Raw genomic sequence first — 20,239 nt, forward strand, 5'->3', positions numbered from 1 at the left:
AGGAGCGTGCGGCACCCTTGCGGAGGTAGTTACGAACAACGTGAGCAACATGAATGCCATCATGGCGAATACACCGCAAGGCCAGATTCAACAGATGGCAAATACCTGGGGGGACATCAAGGAGGACTGTGGGGGCTAGCTCTATCCGGCTATGATGCAGTTTTTTGCCACTGTAAATGCCAATAGCAGCTGCGGAAACAGCAGTGATGGGTTTTGCAGGAGTCCTTAAGTGATATCATACCCATCGTTGGACAAGTGATTGAATCGATGGTGGGCGCAGCTGGATTCATACGTGATAACTGGTCATGGCTTGGACCTGTTATAGGAGGTGTTGCAGCCGCTTTGATTGCTTATAAGGGGTTGTAATTGCTTATAATACTGTACAGGCAGTTAGTAACGGATTAAAAGCTATTGCGGCGGCAAGGGCAGCTTTAAAAACAAGTGCAGATTTAGCGGAGGCAGCCGCTACAGCGACAGCCGCAGGAGCACAAAATGGATTGAATATGGCTTTATTAGCCTGTCCATTAACATGGATAGTAATCGCTATCATGGCAGTCATAGCGGCTATCTTGGTATGGATTCATCACGTAGGCGGGATTAAGGTGGCCTGGCTGACGGTAGTAAACTCTGTCCTTACCTGGGCTGATAAGCTACGAATCGGATTCGTGACCACGTGGAACGGCATCCAAAACGGCATAGACAACATGCAGTATGGCTTTGTCGCATTCAGAACAGGCGTACTAAACACCCTTGGAAACCTAAAGGTGGCTGGTCTGACAATCCTACAGGATTTTATTAATGGTGCGATTGACCGAATCAATAAGCTGATTCAGCTGACCAATAGTATCGCGGGAACTTCCATTGAGGTGATTTCACATGTTGAATTTGCAACCGGTGCGGCGTTGGAAGAGGAAGCAAAGCAAAAACAGAGAGCCGCAGACCTTGCAACATTGCAGAACCAGAATCTGGCTGACAAGAAGGCCAGAGCACAGAATTTGTATTGGATGCAGTACGAGGCCAACCAAAGCCAGAAGGAGCGGGAACGTAGGATTGCTGCAGCGAAGGCGGAGGCAGAAGAAAAGAAGAACGCTAAGAATACAGCCGAGGAAAATTATTATTCCGGTGGTGTAGGCCCGGAAATAGCTGGTAACACTGGAAGCACTGCCGCCAATACTGCAGCCATAAAGGATTCAATGGACATAATGGACGAGGACTTAAAATACATGCGTGATGCTGCGGAGCAGGAAATCATCAACCGGTTCACCCTGGCTGAGTTAAAGGTGGATGTCAAGAACAACAACACCCTGACCAAGAAGACCGACTTCGATGACATGGGCAGGGCGCTGTCCATGTTTACCAGTGAGTTCCTGGCGGCTGCCGCGGAAGGAGGGCATATCTGATGGCATATGAGGTATACATAGACGACATGCTCCTCCCAGTCCCACCCCAAAAGATACCCATCAAGTATCCCGGCCAGAACAAGACGGTCATGCTGATAAACGGGGATGAAATCAACCTCCTACGGCCTCCGGGCCTTGCGGAAATCAGCCTGGACATAATCCTGCCCCAGATGGACTATCCAAGTGCTGTCTGGGATGGGAGCGTGGACGATGCGGAGGACTTCATAAGCCATCTGCAGGACCTGAAGGACAGCAGAGGCTCCTTTGAGTTCATCGTCATCCGTGATTCCTTCGATACCAACATGGACGTGACCCTGGAAGATTACAAGGTATCGGATGACGTGAAGGAAGGCCTGGACCTGGTGGTCTCCATCACCATGAAGGAGGCCAGGCATTACGGGACCAAGGTCATGAACTTCACCATCGTTGAGGACCAGCCCACCCCAACCGCTGAAACGCCACAGGATGACCGGCCGGCGGAGCAGCCACAGGCCAGGACCTACACCGTGCAGGGCGGTGACTGCCTCTGGAACATAGCAAAGAAACAGCTTGGGGACGGGGGCAGGTGGAAGGAAATCCATAACCTCAACCTGGATAAGATAAGCAACCCAAATAAAATTAATACCGGCCAGGTATTGACAATGCCATAAGGAGGTGGGTCCATGAATGTACATGTCTATATACAGAATGGCCAGGCGGTCTATGAGCCGGTGGTGGAGGGGAGTGTCACCTGGGATACCGCACGTAAGGGGCAGCCGGGGAAATGTTCCTTCACTGTCATCCCGGACGGGAAGCTGGAGATTGAGGAAGGAAATGCCGTCCGGCTGGATGTGAACGGGAAACCGGTATTTTTCGGATTCATCTTTGAACGGAACTGGAACGGTGATGGGGAAGTCAAGGTCACGGCCTATGACCAGCTCCGGTACCTTAAGAACAAGGACAGCTACAGCTATGAGGATAGGACGGCAGGAGAGGTAATCCAGATGATAGCCGGGGATTTCAACCTACGGACGGGCGTGCTTGACGATACGGGGTATAAGATACCATACCGGAATGAGCCGGACACCACCCTATTTGACATCATCCTGAATGCCCTGGACCTGACCATGATGGCCACAGGTAAAATGTATGTCCTTTATGACGATGTCGGTAAGCTGGCACTGAGGAATGTAGAGGACATGAAACTGGACATCATGATAGATGACGGCACGGCCCAGGATTATGACTTCACAATCAGCATTGATAAGGATACCTATAACCAGATCAAGCTTTACCGCGACAATGATGATACCAAGAAACGGGATGTCTTCATGACCAGGCACACGGAGAACATCAATAAATGGGGTGTGCTGCAGATGAGCGAGTCACTGGATAAGGGGGTGGACGGGCAGAAAATAGCGGAGACGTACCTGGGGCTGTATAACCGTCCCACCAGGAGCCTGTCCGTCAAGGGGGCATTTGGGGACATCAAGGTACGTGCAGGATGCCTCATCCCCGTGTTCCTGGACGTGAAGGACATGCAGCTGAAGAACTATCTCCTGGTGGAGTCCGTCACGCATAAGATTGATGGAGGAATACATACAATGGACCTGGCATTGAGAGGAGCTGGTATCAATGGATAATGTGTGGATTGAGAATATGCGGCAGATTTCCATGCAGGCCGTGGAGGCTGGAAGGCCGTGTGACGTGATGCAGGGGACCGTTGTATCCGCAATACCCCTGGCGGTACAGATTGACCAGAAGACCACGGTCACTGGAAACCAGCTTCTGGTGCCGCAATATCTGACGGACCATGCGCAGCAGATGTCCATCCCCGGTGTGGGTATTGTTTCCGCTGCCATTAAGAATGCCTTGAAGGCGGGCGATACGGTAATCCTGGTGCAGAAGCGTGGTGCCCAACAGTATCTTGTGGTGGACCGGTATTAATAAGGAGGTGTTTAAGATGCTGCCGAAGACGGGAGACATCCTGGAGTCTGATTTTGAGGTACGGGAGATTCCATCAAAGGCATTCCGGATGAATGACGACACATTGTCCGGTTATGTGGATGGAAGGGATGCGGTGCAGCAGGCCGTACACTGCATCCTCAACACGGAGAGGTATGATTGGCTTATATACGACTGGAATTATGGTGTGGAACTGAGGGGACTGTTCGGGAAACCCATGGGTCTGGTCAAATCAAAAATAAAGAAGCGTATAAAGGAGGCATTGATGCAGGATGACCGGATACAGGGGGTTGATGCGTTTTCCTTTGAGGGGGCCGGCCGGAAACTTTCCGTGACGTTTACGGTCCATACCCGGTACGGGGATATTGGTGCAACCAAGGAGGTGGATGTGTGATGTATGAAGATACTACATATGAGGTCATCCTTGACAGGATGCTCCGGAGGGCAAAGAATCATAGCCCAGGGATGGATACAAGGCAGAGTTCCCCCATATATACGGCCCTTGCACCTACTGCGGTTGAACTGCAGAATGCATACATAGGGCTTGACTGGACCCTTGACCAGGTGTTCGCCGGCACAGCAACCCGTGAGTACCTGATCAGACGTTGCGCGGAATGGGATATGACCCCACATCCGGCAACCAAGGCTGTCCTGAAAGGTGAATTTAACATTGATATCGAGATAGGTTCCCGGTTCTCCCTGGGGACCTTAAATTATGTCGCCATAGACCGTATGGAGGAAGGTATTTACCGTATGGAATGCGAGACGGCAGGCTCTGCCGGGAGCCGGGAACTGGGAACCTTGGTCCCCATTGATTACATCCAGGGACTCACGAGGGCGGAACTGACAGGAATCATCGTGGACGGGAGCGATGAGGAACCCACGGAGGCCCTGCTGGAGCGGTACCTGACAAAGGTACAGAAACCATCCACCAGCGGCAACCGGTATGATTATTACAACTGGGCCATGGAGTGTGAGGGCGTAGGGGCCGCCAAGGTCTTCCCGCTGTCCAGTGGACCGGGGACGGTCAAGGTCATCATAGCGGATGCCAACATGTCCGCCGCCGGTACCGGCCTTCTGGAGATGGTGCGGGAGCATATCGAGGAGCTGCGCCCCATCGGAGCAGATGTCACGGTGGCATCTGTGGTGGAGAAGGCTGTCAATGTGTCGGCTGGAATCAAGCTGCAGGCAGGCATGAACCTGGGGGGCGTCCAGAATGCATTCCAGGCGGTGTTGACAGACTACCTGCATAATGAGGCCCTGGACCTGTCCTATGTAAGCCTGGCCAGGGTAGGGAACCTGCTGCTGGGGACTGAGGGCGTGGAGGATTATTCGGGGCTGCTGCTTAACGGCGTATCCGGCAACGTGGCCCTGATGGAGGATGAGATTGCGGTGACCGGTACGGTCACACTGGAGGTGGGCTGATGCAGGTGAACATTTTTTACGATAAGCTGAATAAGGTTGATGGGAACATCTATGTCGTGGAGGAGGAAATCCATCTTACCAATGGCGTGTATGAGGCGGAGCTGCAGCATGACAACATCAACGAGGCTACCTTCGCTGTGTTCACCGGCCCGAAGCTGACAGGGGAGCGTCTGGAAACATATACCCTGTCAACGCCCAGCCTGGCGCCCTGGAAACGGATAGTCCGGGTGTATGCGGATGCGCCGGTGGTCTACATCAGCTATGAGACTGACGGGGATACCGTTGAGGGGGATGACATCAACCGGGTGCAGGAATCCATCGTTGCAACACAGGAGGCGCTGAACGCGGAGGAAACCAGGGCCCTGGGGGCAGAGAAGAAATTAACAGATGACCTGCAGGCAGAAACCAACCGCGCCACGCAGGAGGAGGACCGTCTGGATGGCCGGGTTGATACGGAGGTCAGACGGGCGGAAGAAGCGGAACAGGGGCTGAAGGTTGACCTGACGGCCGAGGTGACGCGGGCAAAGGCGGCGGAGAAAGTAAATAGCGATGCAGTCACAGCGGAGAAATCCAGGGCCACGGCTGCAGAGGATGCCATACGGGCTACCATCAATACCAATAAGCCCAGTTGGGATGATAAATACACCCGTAACGAGGTGGACAATAAGTTCTCCGCCCTGGAGACAGCCATCGACTGGAAAGAGGCGGTTGATACTTATGCAGACCTTGCAGCAACGTATCCCCGCCCCGATGACGGATGGACGGTAAATGTCAAGGACACGGATTACACATACCGCTGGAGTGGCACTGCCTGGATTGCCATATCTGCCAACGCAATCCCCAAGGCGACCCAGAGCGTGGATGGGCTGCTCAGCAAGGAGGATAAGACCCATTATGATGACGCATACAATAAGCGTCATTCCCATAGCAACAAATCCACCCTGGATAAGCTGACGGAAACCCTGCTGGCCAATTGGTCGGACGCCTATACCCACATCAGTAATAAAAGCAATCCCCATGGGGTGACAAAGTCACAGGTGGGGCTGGGGAGCGTGCCCAATGTGGCGACCAATGACCAGGTACCGACCTTTACGCAGGCAACCACACTGGCTAATCTTACCAGCGGAGAAAAGCTGGCTGTGATGCTGGGGAAGATTGCAAAGGCAATCGCGGATTTTATCACCCATAAAGCCGATACGGTCCAGCATATCACGGCAACGGAACGGGCGAACTGGAACGATGCCGATACCAAGAAGCATGCCCACAGCAATAAGGGCGTGATTGACAAGCTGACCCAGGCCATGCTGGATAAGCTGGCGGGGATTGCATCAGGGGCTGAGGTCAACGTACAGCCAGACTGGGATGTGACGGATACCGGCTCCGATGCCTATATCAGGAACAAACCGTCCTCCATGCCCGCATCGGATGTCCCAGCCTGGGCAAAGGCATCTGCAAAGCCTGCATATGCCTGGACAGAGATAGGCAGTAAGCCATCAACCTTCCCGCCATCCTCCCATAGCCATACCAAGAGCCAGATTACGGACATGCCCACGAAGCTGTCACAGTTCACGAACGATTCCGGCTATCTGACTGCTGCGGATGTGGACACCAGCCAGGACCACACACATGCGAATAAGACGGTACTGGACAAAATCACCCAGGCCATGTTAGATAAGCTGGCAGGGATTGCGGAGGGGGCCAATAAGTATGTGCACCCCACCACGGCAGGGAATAAGCACGTCCCCTCCGGCGGGTCCAGCGGGCAGATACTACGATGGAGTGCTGATGGGACTGCGGCGTGGGGGGCAGATAACAATACCACATATGCCGTATTCAAGGCAGCCACCTCAAGCGCCGCCGGCGGGACGGGTCTGGTCCCGGCCCCGGCTGCAGGGGCGCAGACAAAATATTTAAGGGCGGATGGGACCTGGCAGACACCGCCTGATACGAAATATAGCCATCCAAGCAGTGGGGTGACAGCCGGAACCTACCGGAGTGTCACGGTCAATACGCAGGGCCATGTGACGGCCGGCACGAACCCGACCACCCTATCCGGGTACGGCATTACGGATGCGGCTGCCAAGAACCATAACCATGACGGCACCTATCTTAAAAAGGGGTCCGTCACCTGGAATGACCTGAAGGGGGTGTAAGGCATGTATGGGAAGACATTATATGGCCGTAGCCAGTACGCCCAGGAAGGTTCAAGCAGCATTGTCCCGGAGGAGTATTTTGTGGACCTGGCGCGGTATGCGCCGCCATTCCTGGCAGAAATCCGGGAGATGGAGGAGATATACCGGACACAGGGGTATGAGGTAGGGCAGCTGCAGCACAACCTGGAGGACCTGATTGACCAATGCTATATCGTGACAGCCACCTGGGGGCTTTCCAGATGGGAGCAGATGCTGGGTGTGGCCACGAACATGTCCCTGACCTATGAGCAGCGCCGGGAAATACTCATGGCGAAGCTCCGGGGCCAGGGGACCACAACCCGGAAGATGATAGAGGATACGGCCGCGGCCTTTTCGGGCGGGGAGGTAAAGGTGATTGAGGATAACCCCAATCACTTTTTTATTATCCAGTTTATCGGCATCAAAGGGATCCCCCGGAACATGCAGGCATTTGTCTCCATGTTGGAGGACATAAAGCCAGCGCATCTGGCCTACCGGTTTGAGTACCGATATACCACATGGAACGAACTGAAACCATATACATGGAACCGTCTTGGGGACATGACCTGGGATGACGTAAGGACATTAAAGGAGGCATAGGATATGCAGTTAACACCTAATTATAATCTAAAAAAGCCGGAAGGTACGGACCCGGTTGATATACAGGATTTCAATGACAACGCAGATGTGGTAGACGCAGCGCTGAAAAAGAAGGCAGAATCCTCCGGTGGGGATATATCTGAGATGACGGTAAAGACGCTGGATAACATAACCACAGATTTCCCGGTCCCAGTGGCCGGTGAGAAGCCGAAGACATGCCTGGGGAAGGTCAAGAAATTTTTTGAGGACACTAAGAACTGGATGACGGGTGTCTGCCTGATTGGCAGCATAGTCAACAACTGTGTGACGGATAATGCCAAACTGCCCCTTTCGGCGGCACAGGGTAAGGCTTTGATGGACCTTTATACTGTGCTCAATACCAATTTGAAAGAATACTATTCGCTAAAAGATGCAGTTACGATACCTAAGGGGGCTAACCTAAATAATTATACAGAATTTGGTAATTTTGTATGTTTTAGTGCCGAAACAGCAGCCACATTGATTAATTGTCCTGCCTCTAATGGTGGTTTTGTACTGCACGTAGAACGATCTACCGGTGCCACTAATGGAAACTTTTTTAAACAGAAAATCATTTATAATACAAAGAGCTGCACGGAATTTTGGAGAACAAACGTAGGAGAAGCTGGTTGGGGGCCTTGGGTATTCCCGCTTACAAATGCGGATATCCAATCTGGCTCCGTTTCAATAACACCGACAGGAATAAATAAACCCACCTATAAGCAGATAACCTTCCCCATACCATATAGCGCTATGCCAGTTATTGTTGTGAGCCCAATAACATCTGGTCCCAATGTAGTTTCGGCATCTGTTTTGGATGCTACATCTACAGGGTGCAAAATATATCTAACAAGGTCAGATCCCATCCAGGCTACATCAGTGATGTGGATAGCTGTAAGAAAATGATTATTATACATAATACTCTGCGATATTTATGCCAACCCCAGATGCGATTGTTGTTTGTGGCGTAAGTACAATATTTCCATCTGTAGTAATACGCAGATAGGCAACTGTATTTATTCCGTTGATACCACAATGTATATTGTGATACCATTCCACGCGGGATTTGACCTCAGTATTAGTAGCAATAGTATATGCTGTACCCGCTGACAGGGCTTTATTTACATATCCCCCGATTTTTATTGCTTTAATAGTATCACTGCCAAACGTAAATAAAACTATTGTAAGGCCGTAAGAATTAGTGATTTTTTTTGCTTCATAATCCGCTTTTTTTAAGAGTTCACCCCAATTACTCCAGATTCCGTTATCTTTGGACCGCAAAAATATCCGATTAGTCCCAGATACGATATATAATATTGTCCCATAATCGACAGATGACATGTTGATGTATGCTGTGCCACTTTTACCATTGGTCAGTCCTGCCTCATACGGTGTATTAAGCGTGTTTTCATTGCATTGTACAATCCGTCTACCAGATGGCCCAATATTAGCAGTTGCAAGCAAATCAACCACTGCATTTCTAACATCTAAATTGGTATTGCGCACAGTAAAGAAAATTGCCCAAATCAAGCCCCCTGGCTTATGATTAAGGTACCACAAAATCATAAGGAAAGGGGCTATTTAGGATGGATGAAGTAAGATTAAAGGATGAACTGATGGCCAGGCTGTCCAACGAGTTGGAACGGCCTGCGCTACAGGTGATTGATGGGGCACTGTCAGCGGTGCTCCGGAACTACGAGGTGGCCAAAAGGGAGACTGGGGTGAGCACCAATGTAATCAGCTTCCCGGAATTGGATATATTCATCGGAAAAATGCGGTTTGAGAATTACTCGGCCAGTACAGTCAATCAATATCAGAGGTTTTTGACAGATCTACTGGTGTATGTGGGAAAGCCGGTGCAGGAGATTACGGGGGAGGATGTGGTGGAATGCCTGAACTACTATGAACAAGTACGTCAGATTAGTGCCAGTACAAAGGACCATAAGCGGCGCATAGCCAGTTCCTTCTTTGCTTTCCTGCATGACCGGGGATATATCAGACGTAATCCTATGGCAACTGTGGACCCTATTAAGTATGTGGCAGAGATAAGGGAGGCACTGAGTCCGAGGGAAATGGAGAAGATGCGGATTGCCTGCGGCACAAATATCCGTGATAATGCAGTGCTGGAGCTATTCCTGGCCACTGGATGCCGGGTATCCGAGGTGGTCAACATGAACTTGGCTAATATGGACCTACAGGCAGGATATGTGAAGGTAATCGGAAAAGGCCAGAAAGAACGGATAGTATTCTTTTCAGAGAGGGCGTTAGAGTACCTTGAGACATATCTGGGTGACCGGCGCAGCGGTCCAGTCATACTTTCCAGCCGGGCGCCGCATCAAGGCCTAAAGAAGAATGCCCTGGAGAACATAATACGTAGGATTGCAAAACGGGCAGGGCTGGGAAAACGGGTATTTCCTCATCTGCTACGGCATACGTTTGCAACACGCGCCCTGAATAAAGGGATGCCGCTGCCGACACTGTGTGACATAATGGGACATGCCAGTGTTGAGACAACGCGTATCTATGCCAAAAACGGCGCCGGAAAGATGAAATATGAGTACGATATGTATGCTGCCGGATAAGGATTAAAACAACATAGATTTTTTGAAGCCTGCCAAATGGGAGGCTTAGTTGTCGTGTATCCGATGAGAATGTTGAGCACAGTTACAATTGCGCGGAATTGTTATGCAGAATATATTTTACGGCTTCAGGGCGTTATACCAATTTAGGAAAAAGAATAGCTCGAGGAAATCCTTTTACCGGATTAGATACCCTGTATGATAATGGACAAAAAACGCGTCTATATCTATCCAATAAGGGTGTTGCATCTCTCTACACTTCATCCATAGACAATGACTCGAATTGGATAAAAAAGGGGGATGTTGTTACAAGCGCGGATTCCTTAAAAATTGATGATTACCTTACCCTTAATAGCGGATATAGCCTATCTGGGGACAATGGCATGATAAAATTTGGGAATGTGATTATGCTTGTGTTAACTATTAAGAAAAATAACGGCGTATATCCTGACTCTAATAATAGCCCCGTAGCTAAATTAAAAAAACATCTTCCAATGTTTCAAGTGAACACGGCGTGTGTTCTAGGCACATCTGAGTGGAACTATAATACTACAGATTATTTGTATATTGCAATTAATGGAGACATTAGGGTTTGTACATCTGCTACATCCGGAAACAGCAATTTCGCCAGAGCAACTGTCTGTTACATAACCAAATAGTCATTTTTAGTATTATCTCATAATGGCAATCCACGCAACGGATGCGGCTTGGGCTGCATCTGACCGTGATATATATATCCTGCAACCTGTAGAGGTGATATTTGCAACGGATGCGGATATCATATTTGGACTCGATGTCATCGGGGTGACAGTAACTGATGGGACAGCTGCGAAAGCCATAGGAAATGTTATCGTTTTATACGCCGATTGGTTTACGGCAGTAGGTGTAATAGACACAGTCCCTCCCTGGGAATCACGATTTGAGCGTAGCCTAAACCAATCCCCCCAAGTACCATTAGCTTTTGCTCGTAAGAACAACGTATCCGCGGCACCAGCTGCAATGTATAGGATAGTACCATAATTTGCTGATGACATACTGATTATGGCAGTCCCGGATTGTAATGTGGTTAAACCGGCTTTATATGGCGTGTTTTGTGTGTTATCACCGCAATTGACAATCCGTTTTCCAATAGGGCCAGCATCAGCTTCTGCAATCAAATCAGCAACCACAGTACGGTTATCCAAATTGGTATTGAACACACTACGGAAAATGCATAAAACTGAGTTTTGCCTGAATATTTATACTGATGGGCGCAATACCAATTTGGCGAATACAGCTCTGGTAGCCAATACAGCTAATACTAAAATAGAATTAAATGGACCAATAAAAGTAATTGCCTATGGAAGCGACAGAAACAAATGGGCGTTCCAGCAGCAGTTTTCTGATGGTGTCATACTGTCTTTAGGTATCAGCGAGACCGAAATTTTCTATGACTATTATGACGGAAAGAGTTGGACTCGTAAATGGACAAGATGATTACTTTCGATATCCAATTATATTCCAGGTCAGTCCGGCATTTCGGTTAAAATACGTTACTCCAGATGCTGTAATATTGGCCTGAACCATGTAGGACGGTGTAAGGGTCTTACCATTGTTTGATACAGTCCAAGCTCCACAGCATAAGACCATCGCATCACCGGATACGCTTACTGTTCCTGCACGAATTATGGGCTGAGCGCCATAGATAGGACTGCTGGAAAATCCAAAGTTGGAGTTCTCAAATTGTAACATCTTATAGTTATATACGCTGTCTGACAATGCGATGACGCCGGATGCATTCTGGCAGAGATTGATTACTTCGGTGAAGCACATAGTCAAATTGGTATAACACACAGCAAAAACGAAAATTCAGGCCCTCCAAGGGCCTTTTATAATACATAAAAATGCAGAAAGAAGGTAAAAACATGGAAAAAATCAGAATAGGAAAGGATGAGCCGCTGTATGAGATTAAGGGTATCCGCCCCATGTCTCCCAATGTCATGCAGATTGTGTTTGCCGGCCCCGTGCCCATCTCCTGGGGAGACATCGCCATCTACACCGAGGATGGCACGGAGGCAGCAACCCTGACCGGGTATGACACGGTATATCGGGACGATGGCCAGACCGTGTACCTGTCCAATGATGGCAGCGTGTATCAGGCGCCTGAGACGCCGGATGGACCAGGGGAGCCTCCGGAGCCTTATGTCCCGACACTGGAGGAGCTGCAGGCAGGCAAGCGCCGGGAGGTGGCAGCGGAGTGTGAGCGGCTTATCTATGCCGGTATCAACGTGGCGTTGGCTGATGGCAGCGTGGAGCATTATGCGCTGACCATCGAGGACCAGCTTAACCTGTTCGGCAAGCTGAGCCAGATAACTGCCGGGGCAACTCAGCTGGAGTACCATGCCGATGGGCAGCCCTGCAGGTATTACAGCGAGGCAGACATGCAGGCCATCATCCAGGCGGCCATGTGGCATGTGTCCTACCACACCACTTACTGTAATGCACTTAATATGTGGATTGCTGGCTGCCAGACCACGGATGAGGTAACCGAGATATTCTACGGCGCCGATGTGCCGGAACAGTATCAGTCCGATGTACTGCAGGCGTATCTGGTGGAGATTGCCGCTATGGCAGGAGGTGGAACGGATGCCACACCGGAAGGTTGACAAGTACGTAGCCCTGTTGGCTACCGGAGGGCTGTTGTACATAATCCTGGAGATGGCCTGGCGTGGCAGGAGCCATTGGACGATGTTCTTTCTGGGCGGCATCTGTTTCATCAATCTGGGCCTGATTAATGAGGTATTACCCTGGGACATGCCCCTGTGGCAGCAGATACTATCCGGCGCCTGCATCGTGACGGCGCTGGAGTTCCTGACCGGGTGCATCGTCAATCTGTGGCTGGGTTGGGGCGTATGGGACTACAGCGGCCTGCCGGGCAACGTCCTGGGGCAGATATGCCCACAGTACTGCCTGCTCTGGCTGCCGGTGTCATTGGCCGGGATAGTGCTGGATGACTGGCTGCGGTATCGGTGGTGGGGCGAGGAGCGGCCGCGTTATAACGTAGGCATTACACGGCGCAGGCCTAATGGATAAACCTAAGAAAGGATATGATAATCATGGATATAAGTGTCAGTATCGCAGCGCTTGTTGGTGCCATGTGCATACCATCAGCAATCACGGGGTTCTGTTTCTGGCTAATACAACGGGAAATCAATAAACGCGATGAAAAAGACAAAACAGAGCGTGAGGCAAGGCAGCAGCTTCTTGATGAGCGCGAAGCCACGCGCGAGAAGAATGAACTATACATTATTAAAAGTGTAAGCGCTTCAATTGCTTTAGGGGAAGCAACGGCTCGTGCTGTCCAGCGGATTCCTGACGCACACTGCAACGGAGATATGCATGCTGCACTGGAGTATGCACAGACAATCAAGCATGAGCAAAAGGATTTCCTTCATGAGCAGGCACTTAAGAATTTGTATTAATAAAACTTAGCATAGAACAAGTAGAAAGAGAGGAATGGATTATGGATTTATCGTTTTTGAGTAACTACACGGTGGCAGTCATTGTAGGAATCTGCCTGGTGACCGGATACATAACCAAGAAGTGGGTGAAGGACCTGGATAACAAGTACATCCCCACCCTGGTGGCCCTACTGGGAGCGGCGCTTAACATTTGGATTATGGGCGGTGTAAGTCCGGATATCATTCTGGCCGGGGCCTTTAGCGGTCTTGCAAGTACAGGCCTGCACCAGGCATTTAAACAGATGATAGAGGGTCAGCAGTAATATAATGCTCGTAACTATTAATCAACCAAGAAAGCGAGGTACACAATGAATTATCCATTACCGAATGAACCATGGAAACCTGTTAACATTGCAGAGATTCCTGACCTGGAGGCAAAGATTGCGGCTGCCAAGGGAACGCCTGAATACGACACCCTTAAATCCCAGTATGATGGCCCGGACCACGGGATTGACTATCACGATGATACCGGGAAGTTTGTGATTGCATCCGGTTGGCATGTGGATGCATCCGGGAATATTGTCCGGGATTAGTTGCGATATCGCAACGATGTAGGCAGGCCTGGGGATATCCCTGGGCCTTATTTTGATTGGAGGAAAGATATGACAGCATTATTAAGTAGACAGGCCGTAATCGATAAATATGCAGAGATTATAGGCCGCAACATATATAGTCAGTCCCTGAGGGACTACTGCTACGTACGGTATAAGGATGGCAACTATTACAGTGACTGCAGCAGTTCCATCTGCCGGACTTATGAGGCGGTAGGACTGGAGTTCGGAAATCTTAACACCGCAGGCATCTACCAGTCCAAAAAGCTGACCACGGTGGATGCGGACATAGCCCAGGGCATCCCGGATACGTCCAGGCTCCGGCCGGGGGACATGCTGCTGTTTGCAGGTACGGACGCCAGCCGTCCCCTGCGGATAGGCCATGTGGAGATGTACTGTGGCAACGGCATCATCTGTGGCCACGGCAGCGGCAGGCCATCCTATAAAGACCTGGTGGCCTACTGTAAGAGCCGGTATAACTCCTGGGCGTCCGGAGGATGGCGTAAGGGGCTGGTGTGTGTGCGCAGATACATACAGGATGATGTGACCTCGGAGCCGGAGCAGCCGAAGAAGTCCGGTTGGGAGCAGGGCGCGGACGGTGCCTGGAGCTTTTACCTGGGAAATACCGGTGAGCCGGTCCGCAACTCCTGGTACCTTGATACGGATGGCAAGTGGTACTGGTTTGACGGCACCGGCCACATGGTCACCGATACCTGGTATCAGTACAAAGGTGACTGGTACTACCTGGGCGCGGATGGGGCTATGGTTCAGGGACTGCAGGCCGGTGGAGGCAACTACTATTACCTGATGCCGGATGGTAAGATGGCCACGGAGCCTGTGACACTAACACCGGATAAGGATGGGGCGTTGCGCTGGCCAGGACTAGGAGAGTAATAAAAAGCGGCGGGGATTATCGGTCCTCGCCGTAATGTTACCTTTTCTTCTTGGGATACGGATCCTTAACATCTGTCCGTCCTATCAGATAATCAACACTGGTGTCATATAAATCAGCAAGCGCAGATAGAATCTGGAACGGTATCATCCGTTGGTCATTCTCATACCTGGAATAGGTCCGTTGGTTTATATGCAGGTAATCCGCAACATATTGCTGTGTCAAATCCTTGTCATCCCGTAAATCCCGTAGTCGTTCCAATCTCATAATCATCCTCCAATACAGAGCATTATAATTTAGTCTGTATTGGCCTATTGAAATTTACTCCAATTTGGCCTAAAATATGTAGCGAGGGGGGATTGTGAGATGGATATAAGAAAAGACGGTAACTACCATAATTTACCATGCTCCATTTGCGCTGGACAGGCGTACAATGTCCTTATAAAGGAGGGACACGGTATGGAAAGGAAACAGGAAGACAAGCCGCCAGAAGAACCACCAGAAGAACTGCTGAAGGAGTTTGAGTGGGCCAAAGACCACATCCCGGATGATGAGGTGCCGCAACCGGCGCCAGATGAGTTTGAGAAGGTGTGGAAACGGATTCAGGATGGACATGGAAAGTAAGGAAAAGGCGGGAACCGGATTGACCGGACCCGCCAATTTCATACTATTTCATACCTATATATGCCGCCCTATTAGACACAGTAAAGTCACAAATGCACTGAAAAACCTTGTAAAACCGTACTTTTTAGGCCATAAATATTAACGACACTTTAATGGCAGAGGGAAACCCGGCAGGCTAAGTAAGGCGCCTGCAGGGTTGGACTTGGCACTGGTTCCTATTCCTTGGTATCTTTGGGCGGACAGCACAGGGCCTGGTGGGCGGCAATGGTAGCTAATGTGTCGCCCAGCTGCATGAAGATGGAACTGATCAGTGCGATTTCCTCAGGGCTTTTGCCCTCGGCAATGCAGCATGCCAAAGTCGATACGGAAAGAGCAAGTTCACAGGATTGCATGATATTCACCTCACATAATGGTATGCGGGGGAAAGGGGATGTAGAATACATACCGGTTTTTCACCGGATGGAATTGGCTGTCATTCCCTCTTTATTAAATGGATCTATCAGTTCTGCTGCAAGAACCGTATTCTGAATATACGGATTACTGGCCGGGACCAGGAGATGGAGGCTTTCAGGTTTCATATAGGGTTATAACATAATTTAGTAGATGAAACGATTTAACATGGGTGATAAAAGTTTTATCAAATTTTCCGTGTGCTGCTGCGCACAATCAGCTTTAAATCAAAGTGTGATATGACAGGTTCCGCATCCTCGTGTTCCGCTGCATGAATCAGGATCCTGGCCGCTTCTTTCCCCATGTCAAAGATAGGCTGATGTACGGTGGTCAGTGGGACACTGAGTATGCCTGATACAAAATGGTCATCGTAACCTACCACAGAGACGTCATCCGGGACAGAAAGGTTATATTTGGCCAGCCCGTTATACACACCGCAGGCCATCAGGTCATTAAATGCAAATACAGCGGTAAATTCTTTATCACTTAGGTAATCAATCCCATCCAGCCCGGACTCGTAGGTGTAATTCCCCACATACACCATATCATCGTCCCATTCCATTCCATAATCATCAAAGGCCTTTTTGCAGCCTTTCAGTCGGCTGTCAGAACCTTCCAGGTAGCTGGGGCCTGTGAGGAAAGCTATTTTTCTGTGTCCCAGCGACAGAAGGTGCCGGGTAGCCATATATCCTCCCTTTACATGGTCGGAAATCACAGCGTTGACAGGCGGACGATAGGATGTCAGGTCCATCTGGACAACCGGGATATTCAAGGAAAGAATCAGTTCAACGTGGTCTGAATTGGATACAGGCGGATTGGGCGGGGTTGACACTACGGAGATACCGTCAATACACTTTGTGCGTAATGTCTCGATATACTGCCTTTCCCGCTCATAGTTAAAGTTGGTGGAACACAGGATCATGCTCCATCCGCATTCCTGGCAGGTATCCTCAAGGCCCTTTGCATAAGTGGCATAGTAGTCATTGCGGATATCCGGCACAATAAGTCCGATTGTATAGCTGCGGTTGGTTTTCAGGCTGACGGCAGCTGAATTTGGCCGATAGCCCATCTCACGGGCAATGGTCAGGATGCGCTCCTTTGTCTGGGGGGCGATTCTGGAAGGCCGGTTGTTCAATACCAGGGATATGGTTGCGGGAGAAAGGCCGGCCGCCTGTGCGATATCTTTTATGGTGACTTTCATTATATTGATTCCTCCTAGATAAAACTTTTATCAAAAGTTTAACACTTAAATGGAAAAAAAGCAAAGGATATTAAAAAATAAAAGCAAAATAGAAAAATATACATAAATAAGTGGCTGATAAACAAGAAAAAAATAAGAAAATGCACAAAAAATTATTGACAAATCGTTTTATCATATGCTAATATAAGACTCATAAGATAAAACGATTTATCATACAAATGGCCATTGTATCATTGATTGTTTCTTACTCACCATCAACATTATTAAAGAAGGACGGTTAAAAGATTATGAATCAGAAAAGAAGGATTATTATTGACTGCGACCCAGGACATGACGATGCGGTTGCCATTATTCTGGCAGCCAGGAACCCCAAGCTGGAGCTTTTGGGAATCACCACTGTAAATGGAAACCAGACCCTGGAAAAGGTCACCAGGAATGCGCTGAATGTATGCCAATACCTGGACATTGATGTTCCGGTTTGCAAGGGGCTGGCAGGACCCATTGTACGGGCTGCTGTTCCTGCGGAGGAAAGGATTCATGGGGATACTGGTCTGAATGGCCCTGTATTCGGGCCACTGACAAAGGAACTGGACCCTCGCCACGCAGTCGATTTTATTATTGAAACAGTGATGGATTCCAGTGAACCGGTCACACTTGTACCCACAGGCCCTCTGAGCAATATTGGTATGGCTATCCGTAAAGAGCCAAGAATTTTGAATAACATAGACGAGATTGTCCTGATGGGAGGGGCATATCAACATGGAAATGTGACGCCGGCAGCAGAGTTTAATATATATGCTGATGCTGAGGCCGCACATGTGGTGTTCAGCTGTGGGCGTCCCATCGTCATGATGGGACTTGATTTGACACGGCAGGCCCTTTGTTATCCTGAGATAGTTGACAGGATGGCCAAGATAGATACAAAGGCAGGCAAACTTTTTGTGGATTTGATGAGATTTTTCTGTATGACCCAGAAAAAGGTATTTGGATGGGAGGGAGGCCCGCTTCATGATCCCACTACCATTGCTTATCTGCTTGACCCAACCTGTATAGAGGTAAAGGCAATGCATACGGAGATTGATATAACGGGAGGACCGAGTCAGGGCAGGACGAATTGCGACTTTTTTAACCTGACGGACAAGGTGAAGAATACAAAGGTGGCTGTTAAACTGGATGCGGAGAAGTTCTGGGATATAGTGGAGGACAGCTTGAAACTGTATGATTAGTTAAATATAAGGAGGGGTTACATAATGAAAAAAAAGATATTGGCTTTTTTACTATGTTGTGCAATGGTAGTGGGAATAACTGCATGCAAAGGCTCTGAAAAACAGACACAGGCGGATACAGGAAACGAAGCTCCTGCGGCAGCCTCAGAGGAACAGGGGAAGGAAGCTGAGGCGGGCCGGGAGCCTGTAAAGGTTGCACTTATTTATTCTGGTTTCCTGGGAGATAAATCCTTTAATGACCTGGCCCATGACGGGGCCATGAAGGCAAAGGAGATGTATGGGATAGAAGTACAGGAACTGGAATCAGGGGAGGCAGCTGACTGGGAGGCTAATTTCGTGGCCATGGCTGATGCAGACTACGATTTGGTAATAGGTGTGTCAACGCAGTTTTTGGATATTATGAAGAAACACTGCCCTGATTATCCAGATACCAAGTTTGCGCTGATTGATGGTGTCAGTGATGCGGGCGATAACGTGGTTTCCACGCTGTTTGCACAGAACGAAGGCTCGTTCCTTGCAGGTGCGGCTGCTGCCATGTTTACTACCAAGACTGAAATTGAAGGCGTGAATGATAAAAAGATTATCGGGTGGGTAGGAGGAATGGATATTCCGGTTCTTCATGACTTCTTTACAGGATATGAGCAGGGCGCCAAATATATTGACCCGGAGATTGAGGTGCTTCAGTCCTTTGCAGGAACATTTACTGATGCCCTGAAAGGCAAGGAACTGGCAACCGCACAGATTAATCAGGGCGCGGATATCATCATGAATGTGGCCAATATCACGGGCATCGGGGCTATGGAAGCTGCATCGGAACTTAATGTATATGCAATTGGTGTGGATACTAACCAGGACAGCCTGTATCCTGGGCATATCCTCACTTCCATGCAGAAAAGGGTGGATATATGTACGTTCCAGATGATTGAATCCGTTGTCAATGGCACATATGAGGGCGGTTCCATAACCTATATGGATCTGGCCCACGATGGTGTTGGCCTGACTGATTTTTCTGTCATGAAAGAAGCGTTGGGGGTAAGTTCCCTCAGGACATTGAGGACAAGGTGGAAGAACTGAAAGGAAAGATTGCAAGTGGGGAAATCGTAGTCAATTCTTATGAAGGGTATGGAAACCCTGAAAAGTAAAGATGTATTTATGGCACGAACTGCCCGAGAACTGCCCGGAGAGGTCTCCGGGCAGTTTTTGCAGGAGAAGGAGGGTGTACATGGAAAACAGCAGTTATATTGTGGAAATGACGGATATAGATAAAAGCTTTCCAGCGGTCCATGCCGTGGATGGAGGGCAGTTCAACCTGAAAAAAGGAGAAATCCATTCTTTGATTGGGAAAATGGGGCGGGAAATCTACTATGATGAGATGCTTTATGGCCTGTACCAGCCAGACGGAGGAACCATCAGGATATACGGAAAGGAAATGAACATCTGACGCCGGGGATTTCTATTGAACAGGGAATTGGTATGGTCCATCAGGTTCATGCTGTGGATGACCTGACTGTCCTGGAAAATGTAATCCTGGGTTTTGAACCCAGGAAAGGTGTTACCATTGATTTTGAAACATCCAGGGCCAAATACAGAAATATGTGGACAGTTATCACATGGATATACAGCCAAATAAGAAAATAAACCAGATTTCCGTAGGGGAG

General features: G+C 49.3%; 26 protein-coding genes. 21 read left to right on the forward strand and 5 right to left on the reverse strand.

All coding sequences use genetic code 11. The features are described from left to right. The first annotated feature begins 497 nt into the window (after positions 1-497). The 9 genes from MCJ35_RS31430 to MCJ35_RS31470 are packed head-to-tail and all read left to right on the forward strand — an operon-like array spanning position 498 to position 8,464. Positions 498-1,400 (forward strand): hypothetical protein, encoded by a 903-nt coding sequence (locus MCJ35_RS31430; protein ID WP_240299825.1) that lies wholly within the window; start codon positions 498-500, stop codon positions 1,398-1,400. Beyond that, entirely contained in the window at positions 1,400-2,050 is a 651-nt protein-coding gene (locus tag MCJ35_RS31435) for a LysM peptidoglycan-binding domain-containing protein (RefSeq protein WP_025483600.1), read from the forward strand. The genes MCJ35_RS31430 and MCJ35_RS31435 overlap by 1 nt, the downstream gene beginning before the upstream one ends. 12 nt (positions 2,051-2,062) lie before the next feature. Then, a complete protein-coding gene (locus MCJ35_RS31440) occupies positions 2,063-3,022 on the forward strand; it encodes an XkdQ/YqbQ family protein (RefSeq protein WP_025483599.1) in 960 nt (319 codons plus the stop codon). Then, on the forward strand, positions 3,015-3,326 hold the full coding sequence (locus MCJ35_RS31445) for a DUF2577 domain-containing protein (protein WP_025483598.1): 312 nt from the start codon (positions 3,015-3,017) through the stop codon (positions 3,324-3,326). The genes MCJ35_RS31440 and MCJ35_RS31445 overlap by 8 nt, the downstream gene beginning before the upstream one ends. A 16-nt stretch (positions 3,327-3,342) precedes the next feature. Beyond that, the gene (locus tag MCJ35_RS31450) at positions 3,343-3,738 is read left to right on the forward strand and encodes a DUF2634 domain-containing protein (RefSeq protein WP_025483596.1); all 396 of its coding nucleotides are present in this window, start codon (positions 3,343-3,345) and stop codon (positions 3,736-3,738) included. Then, on the forward strand, positions 3,738-4,769 hold the full coding sequence (locus tag MCJ35_RS31455) for a baseplate J/gp47 family protein (RefSeq protein WP_025483594.1): 1,032 nt from the start codon (positions 3,738-3,740) through the stop codon (positions 4,767-4,769). Before MCJ35_RS31450 ends, MCJ35_RS31455 begins: the two co-directional genes overlap by 1 nt. After that, complete coding sequence (locus MCJ35_RS31460) at positions 4,769-6,922, forward strand: hypothetical protein (RefSeq protein WP_081739079.1); 2,154 nt, start codon at positions 4,769-4,771, stop codon at positions 6,920-6,922. The genes MCJ35_RS31455 and MCJ35_RS31460 overlap by 1 nt, the downstream gene beginning before the upstream one ends. 3 nt (positions 6,923-6,925) lie before the next feature. Further along, entirely contained in the window at positions 6,926-7,540 is a 615-nt protein-coding gene (locus MCJ35_RS31465; RefSeq protein ID WP_025483593.1) for a YmfQ family protein, read from the forward strand. A gap of 3 nt (positions 7,541-7,543) precedes the next feature. Then, on the forward strand, positions 7,544-8,464 hold the full coding sequence (locus tag MCJ35_RS31470) for a pyocin knob domain-containing protein (RefSeq protein ID WP_240299826.1): 921 nt from the start codon (positions 7,544-7,546) through the stop codon (positions 8,462-8,464). A gap of 3 nt (positions 8,465-8,467) precedes the next feature. Here MCJ35_RS31470 and MCJ35_RS31475 read toward each other — a convergent pair whose 3' ends face one another. After that, entirely contained in the window at positions 8,468-9,088 is a 621-nt protein-coding gene (locus MCJ35_RS31475; RefSeq protein ID WP_240299827.1) for a hypothetical protein, read from the reverse strand. A 56-nt stretch (positions 9,089-9,144) separates the two neighbouring features. Here MCJ35_RS31475 and MCJ35_RS31480 point away from each other — a divergent pair, with 56 nt between their 5' ends. Next, a complete protein-coding gene (locus MCJ35_RS31480; RefSeq protein ID WP_240299771.1) occupies positions 9,145-10,140 on the forward strand; it encodes a tyrosine-type recombinase/integrase in 996 nt (331 codons plus the stop codon). Between the two features lie 668 nt (positions 10,141-10,808). On the opposite strand, the gene MCJ35_RS32635 is transcribed toward MCJ35_RS31480, so the two are convergent. Continuing rightward, positions 10,809-11,171, reverse strand: coding sequence for a gp53-like domain-containing protein (locus tag MCJ35_RS32635; RefSeq protein ID WP_488473326.1), 363 nt, complete (start codon positions 11,169-11,171; stop codon positions 10,809-10,811). 7 nt (positions 11,172-11,178) lie between these two features. On the opposite strand from MCJ35_RS32635, the gene MCJ35_RS31485 reads away from it, so the two are divergent. From MCJ35_RS31485 to MCJ35_RS31515, 7 genes are all read left to right on the forward strand, one after another. Beyond that, positions 11,179-11,613 (forward strand): hypothetical protein, encoded by a 435-nt coding sequence (locus MCJ35_RS31485; protein WP_240299828.1) that lies wholly within the window; start codon positions 11,179-11,181, stop codon positions 11,611-11,613. 428 nt (positions 11,614-12,041) lie between these two features. Further along, on the forward strand, positions 12,042-12,782 hold the full coding sequence (locus MCJ35_RS31490; RefSeq protein ID WP_025483588.1) for a DUF4376 domain-containing protein: 741 nt from the start codon (positions 12,042-12,044) through the stop codon (positions 12,780-12,782). Beyond that, positions 12,763-13,209 (forward strand): putative ABC transporter permease, encoded by a 447-nt coding sequence (locus MCJ35_RS31495; protein ID WP_025483586.1) that lies wholly within the window; start codon positions 12,763-12,765, stop codon positions 13,207-13,209. The genes MCJ35_RS31490 and MCJ35_RS31495 overlap by 20 nt, the downstream gene beginning before the upstream one ends. 23 nt (positions 13,210-13,232) lie before the next feature. Continuing rightward, a complete protein-coding gene (locus tag MCJ35_RS31500; RefSeq protein ID WP_034576588.1) occupies positions 13,233-13,598 on the forward strand; it encodes a hypothetical protein in 366 nt (121 codons plus the stop codon). 41 nt (positions 13,599-13,639) lie between these two features. Then, on the forward strand, positions 13,640-13,900 hold the full coding sequence (locus tag MCJ35_RS31505) for a phage holin family protein (RefSeq protein WP_025483584.1): 261 nt from the start codon (positions 13,640-13,642) through the stop codon (positions 13,898-13,900). A 45-nt stretch (positions 13,901-13,945) separates the two neighbouring features. Beyond that, a complete protein-coding gene (locus MCJ35_RS31510; RefSeq protein WP_025483583.1) occupies positions 13,946-14,170 on the forward strand; it encodes a hypothetical protein in 225 nt (74 codons plus the stop codon). A gap of 69 nt (positions 14,171-14,239) precedes the next feature. Further along, positions 14,240-15,082, forward strand: coding sequence for an NlpC/P60 family protein (locus MCJ35_RS31515; RefSeq protein WP_025483581.1), 843 nt, complete (start codon positions 14,240-14,242; stop codon positions 15,080-15,082). Between the two features lie 37 nt (positions 15,083-15,119). Here the strand turns inward: MCJ35_RS31515 and MCJ35_RS31520 are convergent, their stop codons facing one another. After that, a complete protein-coding gene (locus MCJ35_RS31520; RefSeq protein WP_025483580.1) occupies positions 15,120-15,347 on the reverse strand; it encodes a helix-turn-helix domain-containing protein in 228 nt (75 codons plus the stop codon). A gap of 192 nt (positions 15,348-15,539) precedes the next feature. Between MCJ35_RS31520 and MCJ35_RS31525 the strand changes: the two genes are divergently transcribed. Then, positions 15,540-15,704, forward strand: a complete 165-nt coding sequence (locus MCJ35_RS31525; RefSeq protein WP_240299301.1) for a hypothetical protein — start codon at positions 15,540-15,542, stop codon at positions 15,702-15,704. Positions 15,705-15,919: 215 nt separating this feature from the next. On the opposite strand, the gene MCJ35_RS31530 is transcribed toward MCJ35_RS31525, so the two are convergent. Beyond that, positions 15,920-16,096: a DUF6774 domain-containing protein gene (locus tag MCJ35_RS31530; RefSeq protein ID WP_168164728.1), complete on the reverse strand. Its 177-nt coding sequence runs from the start codon at positions 16,094-16,096 to the stop codon at positions 15,920-15,922. 245 nt (positions 16,097-16,341) lie between these two features. Further along, positions 16,342-17,355: a LacI family DNA-binding transcriptional regulator gene (locus MCJ35_RS31535; protein WP_025483579.1), complete on the reverse strand. Its 1,014-nt coding sequence runs from the start codon at positions 17,353-17,355 to the stop codon at positions 16,342-16,344. Between the two features lie 287 nt (positions 17,356-17,642). On the opposite strand from MCJ35_RS31535, the gene MCJ35_RS31540 reads away from it, so the two are divergent. The 3 genes from MCJ35_RS31540 to MCJ35_RS31550 all read left to right on the forward strand — a co-directional run bounded on the left by MCJ35_RS31540 (position 17,643) and on the right by MCJ35_RS31550 (position 20,022). Then, positions 17,643-18,581, forward strand: coding sequence for a nucleoside hydrolase (locus MCJ35_RS31540; RefSeq protein ID WP_025483578.1), 939 nt, complete (start codon positions 17,643-17,645; stop codon positions 18,579-18,581). 24 nt (positions 18,582-18,605) lie between these two features. Then, positions 18,606-19,655, forward strand: a complete 1,050-nt coding sequence (locus tag MCJ35_RS31545) for a BMP family lipoprotein (protein WP_240299829.1) — start codon at positions 18,606-18,608, stop codon at positions 19,653-19,655. Between the two features lie 148 nt (positions 19,656-19,803). After that, positions 19,804-20,022: a hypothetical protein gene (locus MCJ35_RS31550; protein ID WP_240299830.1), complete on the forward strand. Its 219-nt coding sequence runs from the start codon at positions 19,804-19,806 to the stop codon at positions 20,020-20,022. The last annotated feature ends 217 nt before the right edge of the window (positions 20,023-20,239 follow it).

It is taken from the genome of Enterocloster sp. OA13 (genome assembly GCF_022440595.1).
Classification (GTDB): Bacteria; Bacillota; Clostridia; order Lachnospirales; family Lachnospiraceae; genus Enterocloster; species Enterocloster hominis.

Excerpts from the sequence above, each read along its gene's own strand:
- MCJ35_RS31435 (WP_025483600.1), top strand. The coding sequence starts at position 1,400 with ATGGCATATGAGGTATACATAGACGACATGCTCCTCCCAGTCCCACCC.
- MCJ35_RS31440 (WP_025483599.1), top strand. The coding sequence starts at position 2,063 with ATGAATGTACATGTCTATATACAGAATGGCCAGGCGGTCTATGAGCCG.
- MCJ35_RS31445 (WP_025483598.1), top strand. The coding sequence starts at position 3,015 with ATGGATAATGTGTGGATTGAGAATATGCGGCAGATTTCCATGCAGGCC.
- MCJ35_RS31450 (WP_025483596.1), top strand. The coding sequence starts at position 3,343 with ATGCTGCCGAAGACGGGAGACATCCTGGAGTCTGATTTTGAGGTACGG.
- MCJ35_RS31455 (WP_025483594.1), top strand. The coding sequence starts at position 3,738 with ATGTATGAAGATACTACATATGAGGTCATCCTTGACAGGATGCTCCGG.
- MCJ35_RS31460 (WP_081739079.1), top strand. The coding sequence starts at position 4,769 with ATGCAGGTGAACATTTTTTACGATAAGCTGAATAAGGTTGATGGGAAC.
- MCJ35_RS31465 (WP_025483593.1), top strand. The coding sequence starts at position 6,926 with ATGTATGGGAAGACATTATATGGCCGTAGCCAGTACGCCCAGGAAGGT.
- MCJ35_RS31470 (WP_240299826.1), top strand. The coding sequence starts at position 7,544 with ATGCAGTTAACACCTAATTATAATCTAAAAAAGCCGGAAGGTACGGAC.
- MCJ35_RS31480 (WP_240299771.1), top strand. The coding sequence starts at position 9,145 with ATGGATGAAGTAAGATTAAAGGATGAACTGATGGCCAGGCTGTCCAAC.
- MCJ35_RS32635 (WP_488473326.1), bottom strand. The coding sequence starts at position 11,171 with ATGTCATCAGCAAATTATGGTACTATCCTATACATTGCAGCTGGTGCC.
- MCJ35_RS31485 (WP_240299828.1), top strand. The coding sequence starts at position 11,179 with ATGGCAGTCCCGGATTGTAATGTGGTTAAACCGGCTTTATATGGCGTG.
- MCJ35_RS31490 (WP_025483588.1), top strand. The coding sequence starts at position 12,042 with ATGGAAAAAATCAGAATAGGAAAGGATGAGCCGCTGTATGAGATTAAG.
- MCJ35_RS31495 (WP_025483586.1), top strand. The coding sequence starts at position 12,763 with ATGCCACACCGGAAGGTTGACAAGTACGTAGCCCTGTTGGCTACCGGA.
- MCJ35_RS31500 (WP_034576588.1), top strand. The coding sequence starts at position 13,233 with ATGGATATAAGTGTCAGTATCGCAGCGCTTGTTGGTGCCATGTGCATA.
- MCJ35_RS31505 (WP_025483584.1), top strand. The coding sequence starts at position 13,640 with ATGGATTTATCGTTTTTGAGTAACTACACGGTGGCAGTCATTGTAGGA.
- MCJ35_RS31510 (WP_025483583.1), top strand. The coding sequence starts at position 13,946 with ATGAATTATCCATTACCGAATGAACCATGGAAACCTGTTAACATTGCA.
- MCJ35_RS31515 (WP_025483581.1), top strand. The coding sequence starts at position 14,240 with ATGACAGCATTATTAAGTAGACAGGCCGTAATCGATAAATATGCAGAG.
- MCJ35_RS31520 (WP_025483580.1), bottom strand. The coding sequence starts at position 15,347 with ATGAGATTGGAACGACTACGGGATTTACGGGATGACAAGGATTTGACA.
- MCJ35_RS31525 (WP_240299301.1), top strand. The coding sequence starts at position 15,540 with ATGGAAAGGAAACAGGAAGACAAGCCGCCAGAAGAACCACCAGAAGAA.
- MCJ35_RS31530 (WP_168164728.1), bottom strand. The coding sequence starts at position 16,096 with ATGCAATCCTGTGAACTTGCTCTTTCCGTATCGACTTTGGCATGCTGC.
- MCJ35_RS31535 (WP_025483579.1), bottom strand. The coding sequence starts at position 17,355 with ATGAAAGTCACCATAAAAGATATCGCACAGGCGGCCGGCCTTTCTCCC.
- MCJ35_RS31540 (WP_025483578.1), top strand. The coding sequence starts at position 17,643 with ATGAATCAGAAAAGAAGGATTATTATTGACTGCGACCCAGGACATGAC.
- MCJ35_RS31545 (WP_240299829.1), top strand. The coding sequence starts at position 18,606 with ATGAAAAAAAAGATATTGGCTTTTTTACTATGTTGTGCAATGGTAGTG.
- MCJ35_RS31550 (WP_240299830.1), top strand. The coding sequence starts at position 19,804 with ATGGAAAACAGCAGTTATATTGTGGAAATGACGGATATAGATAAAAGC.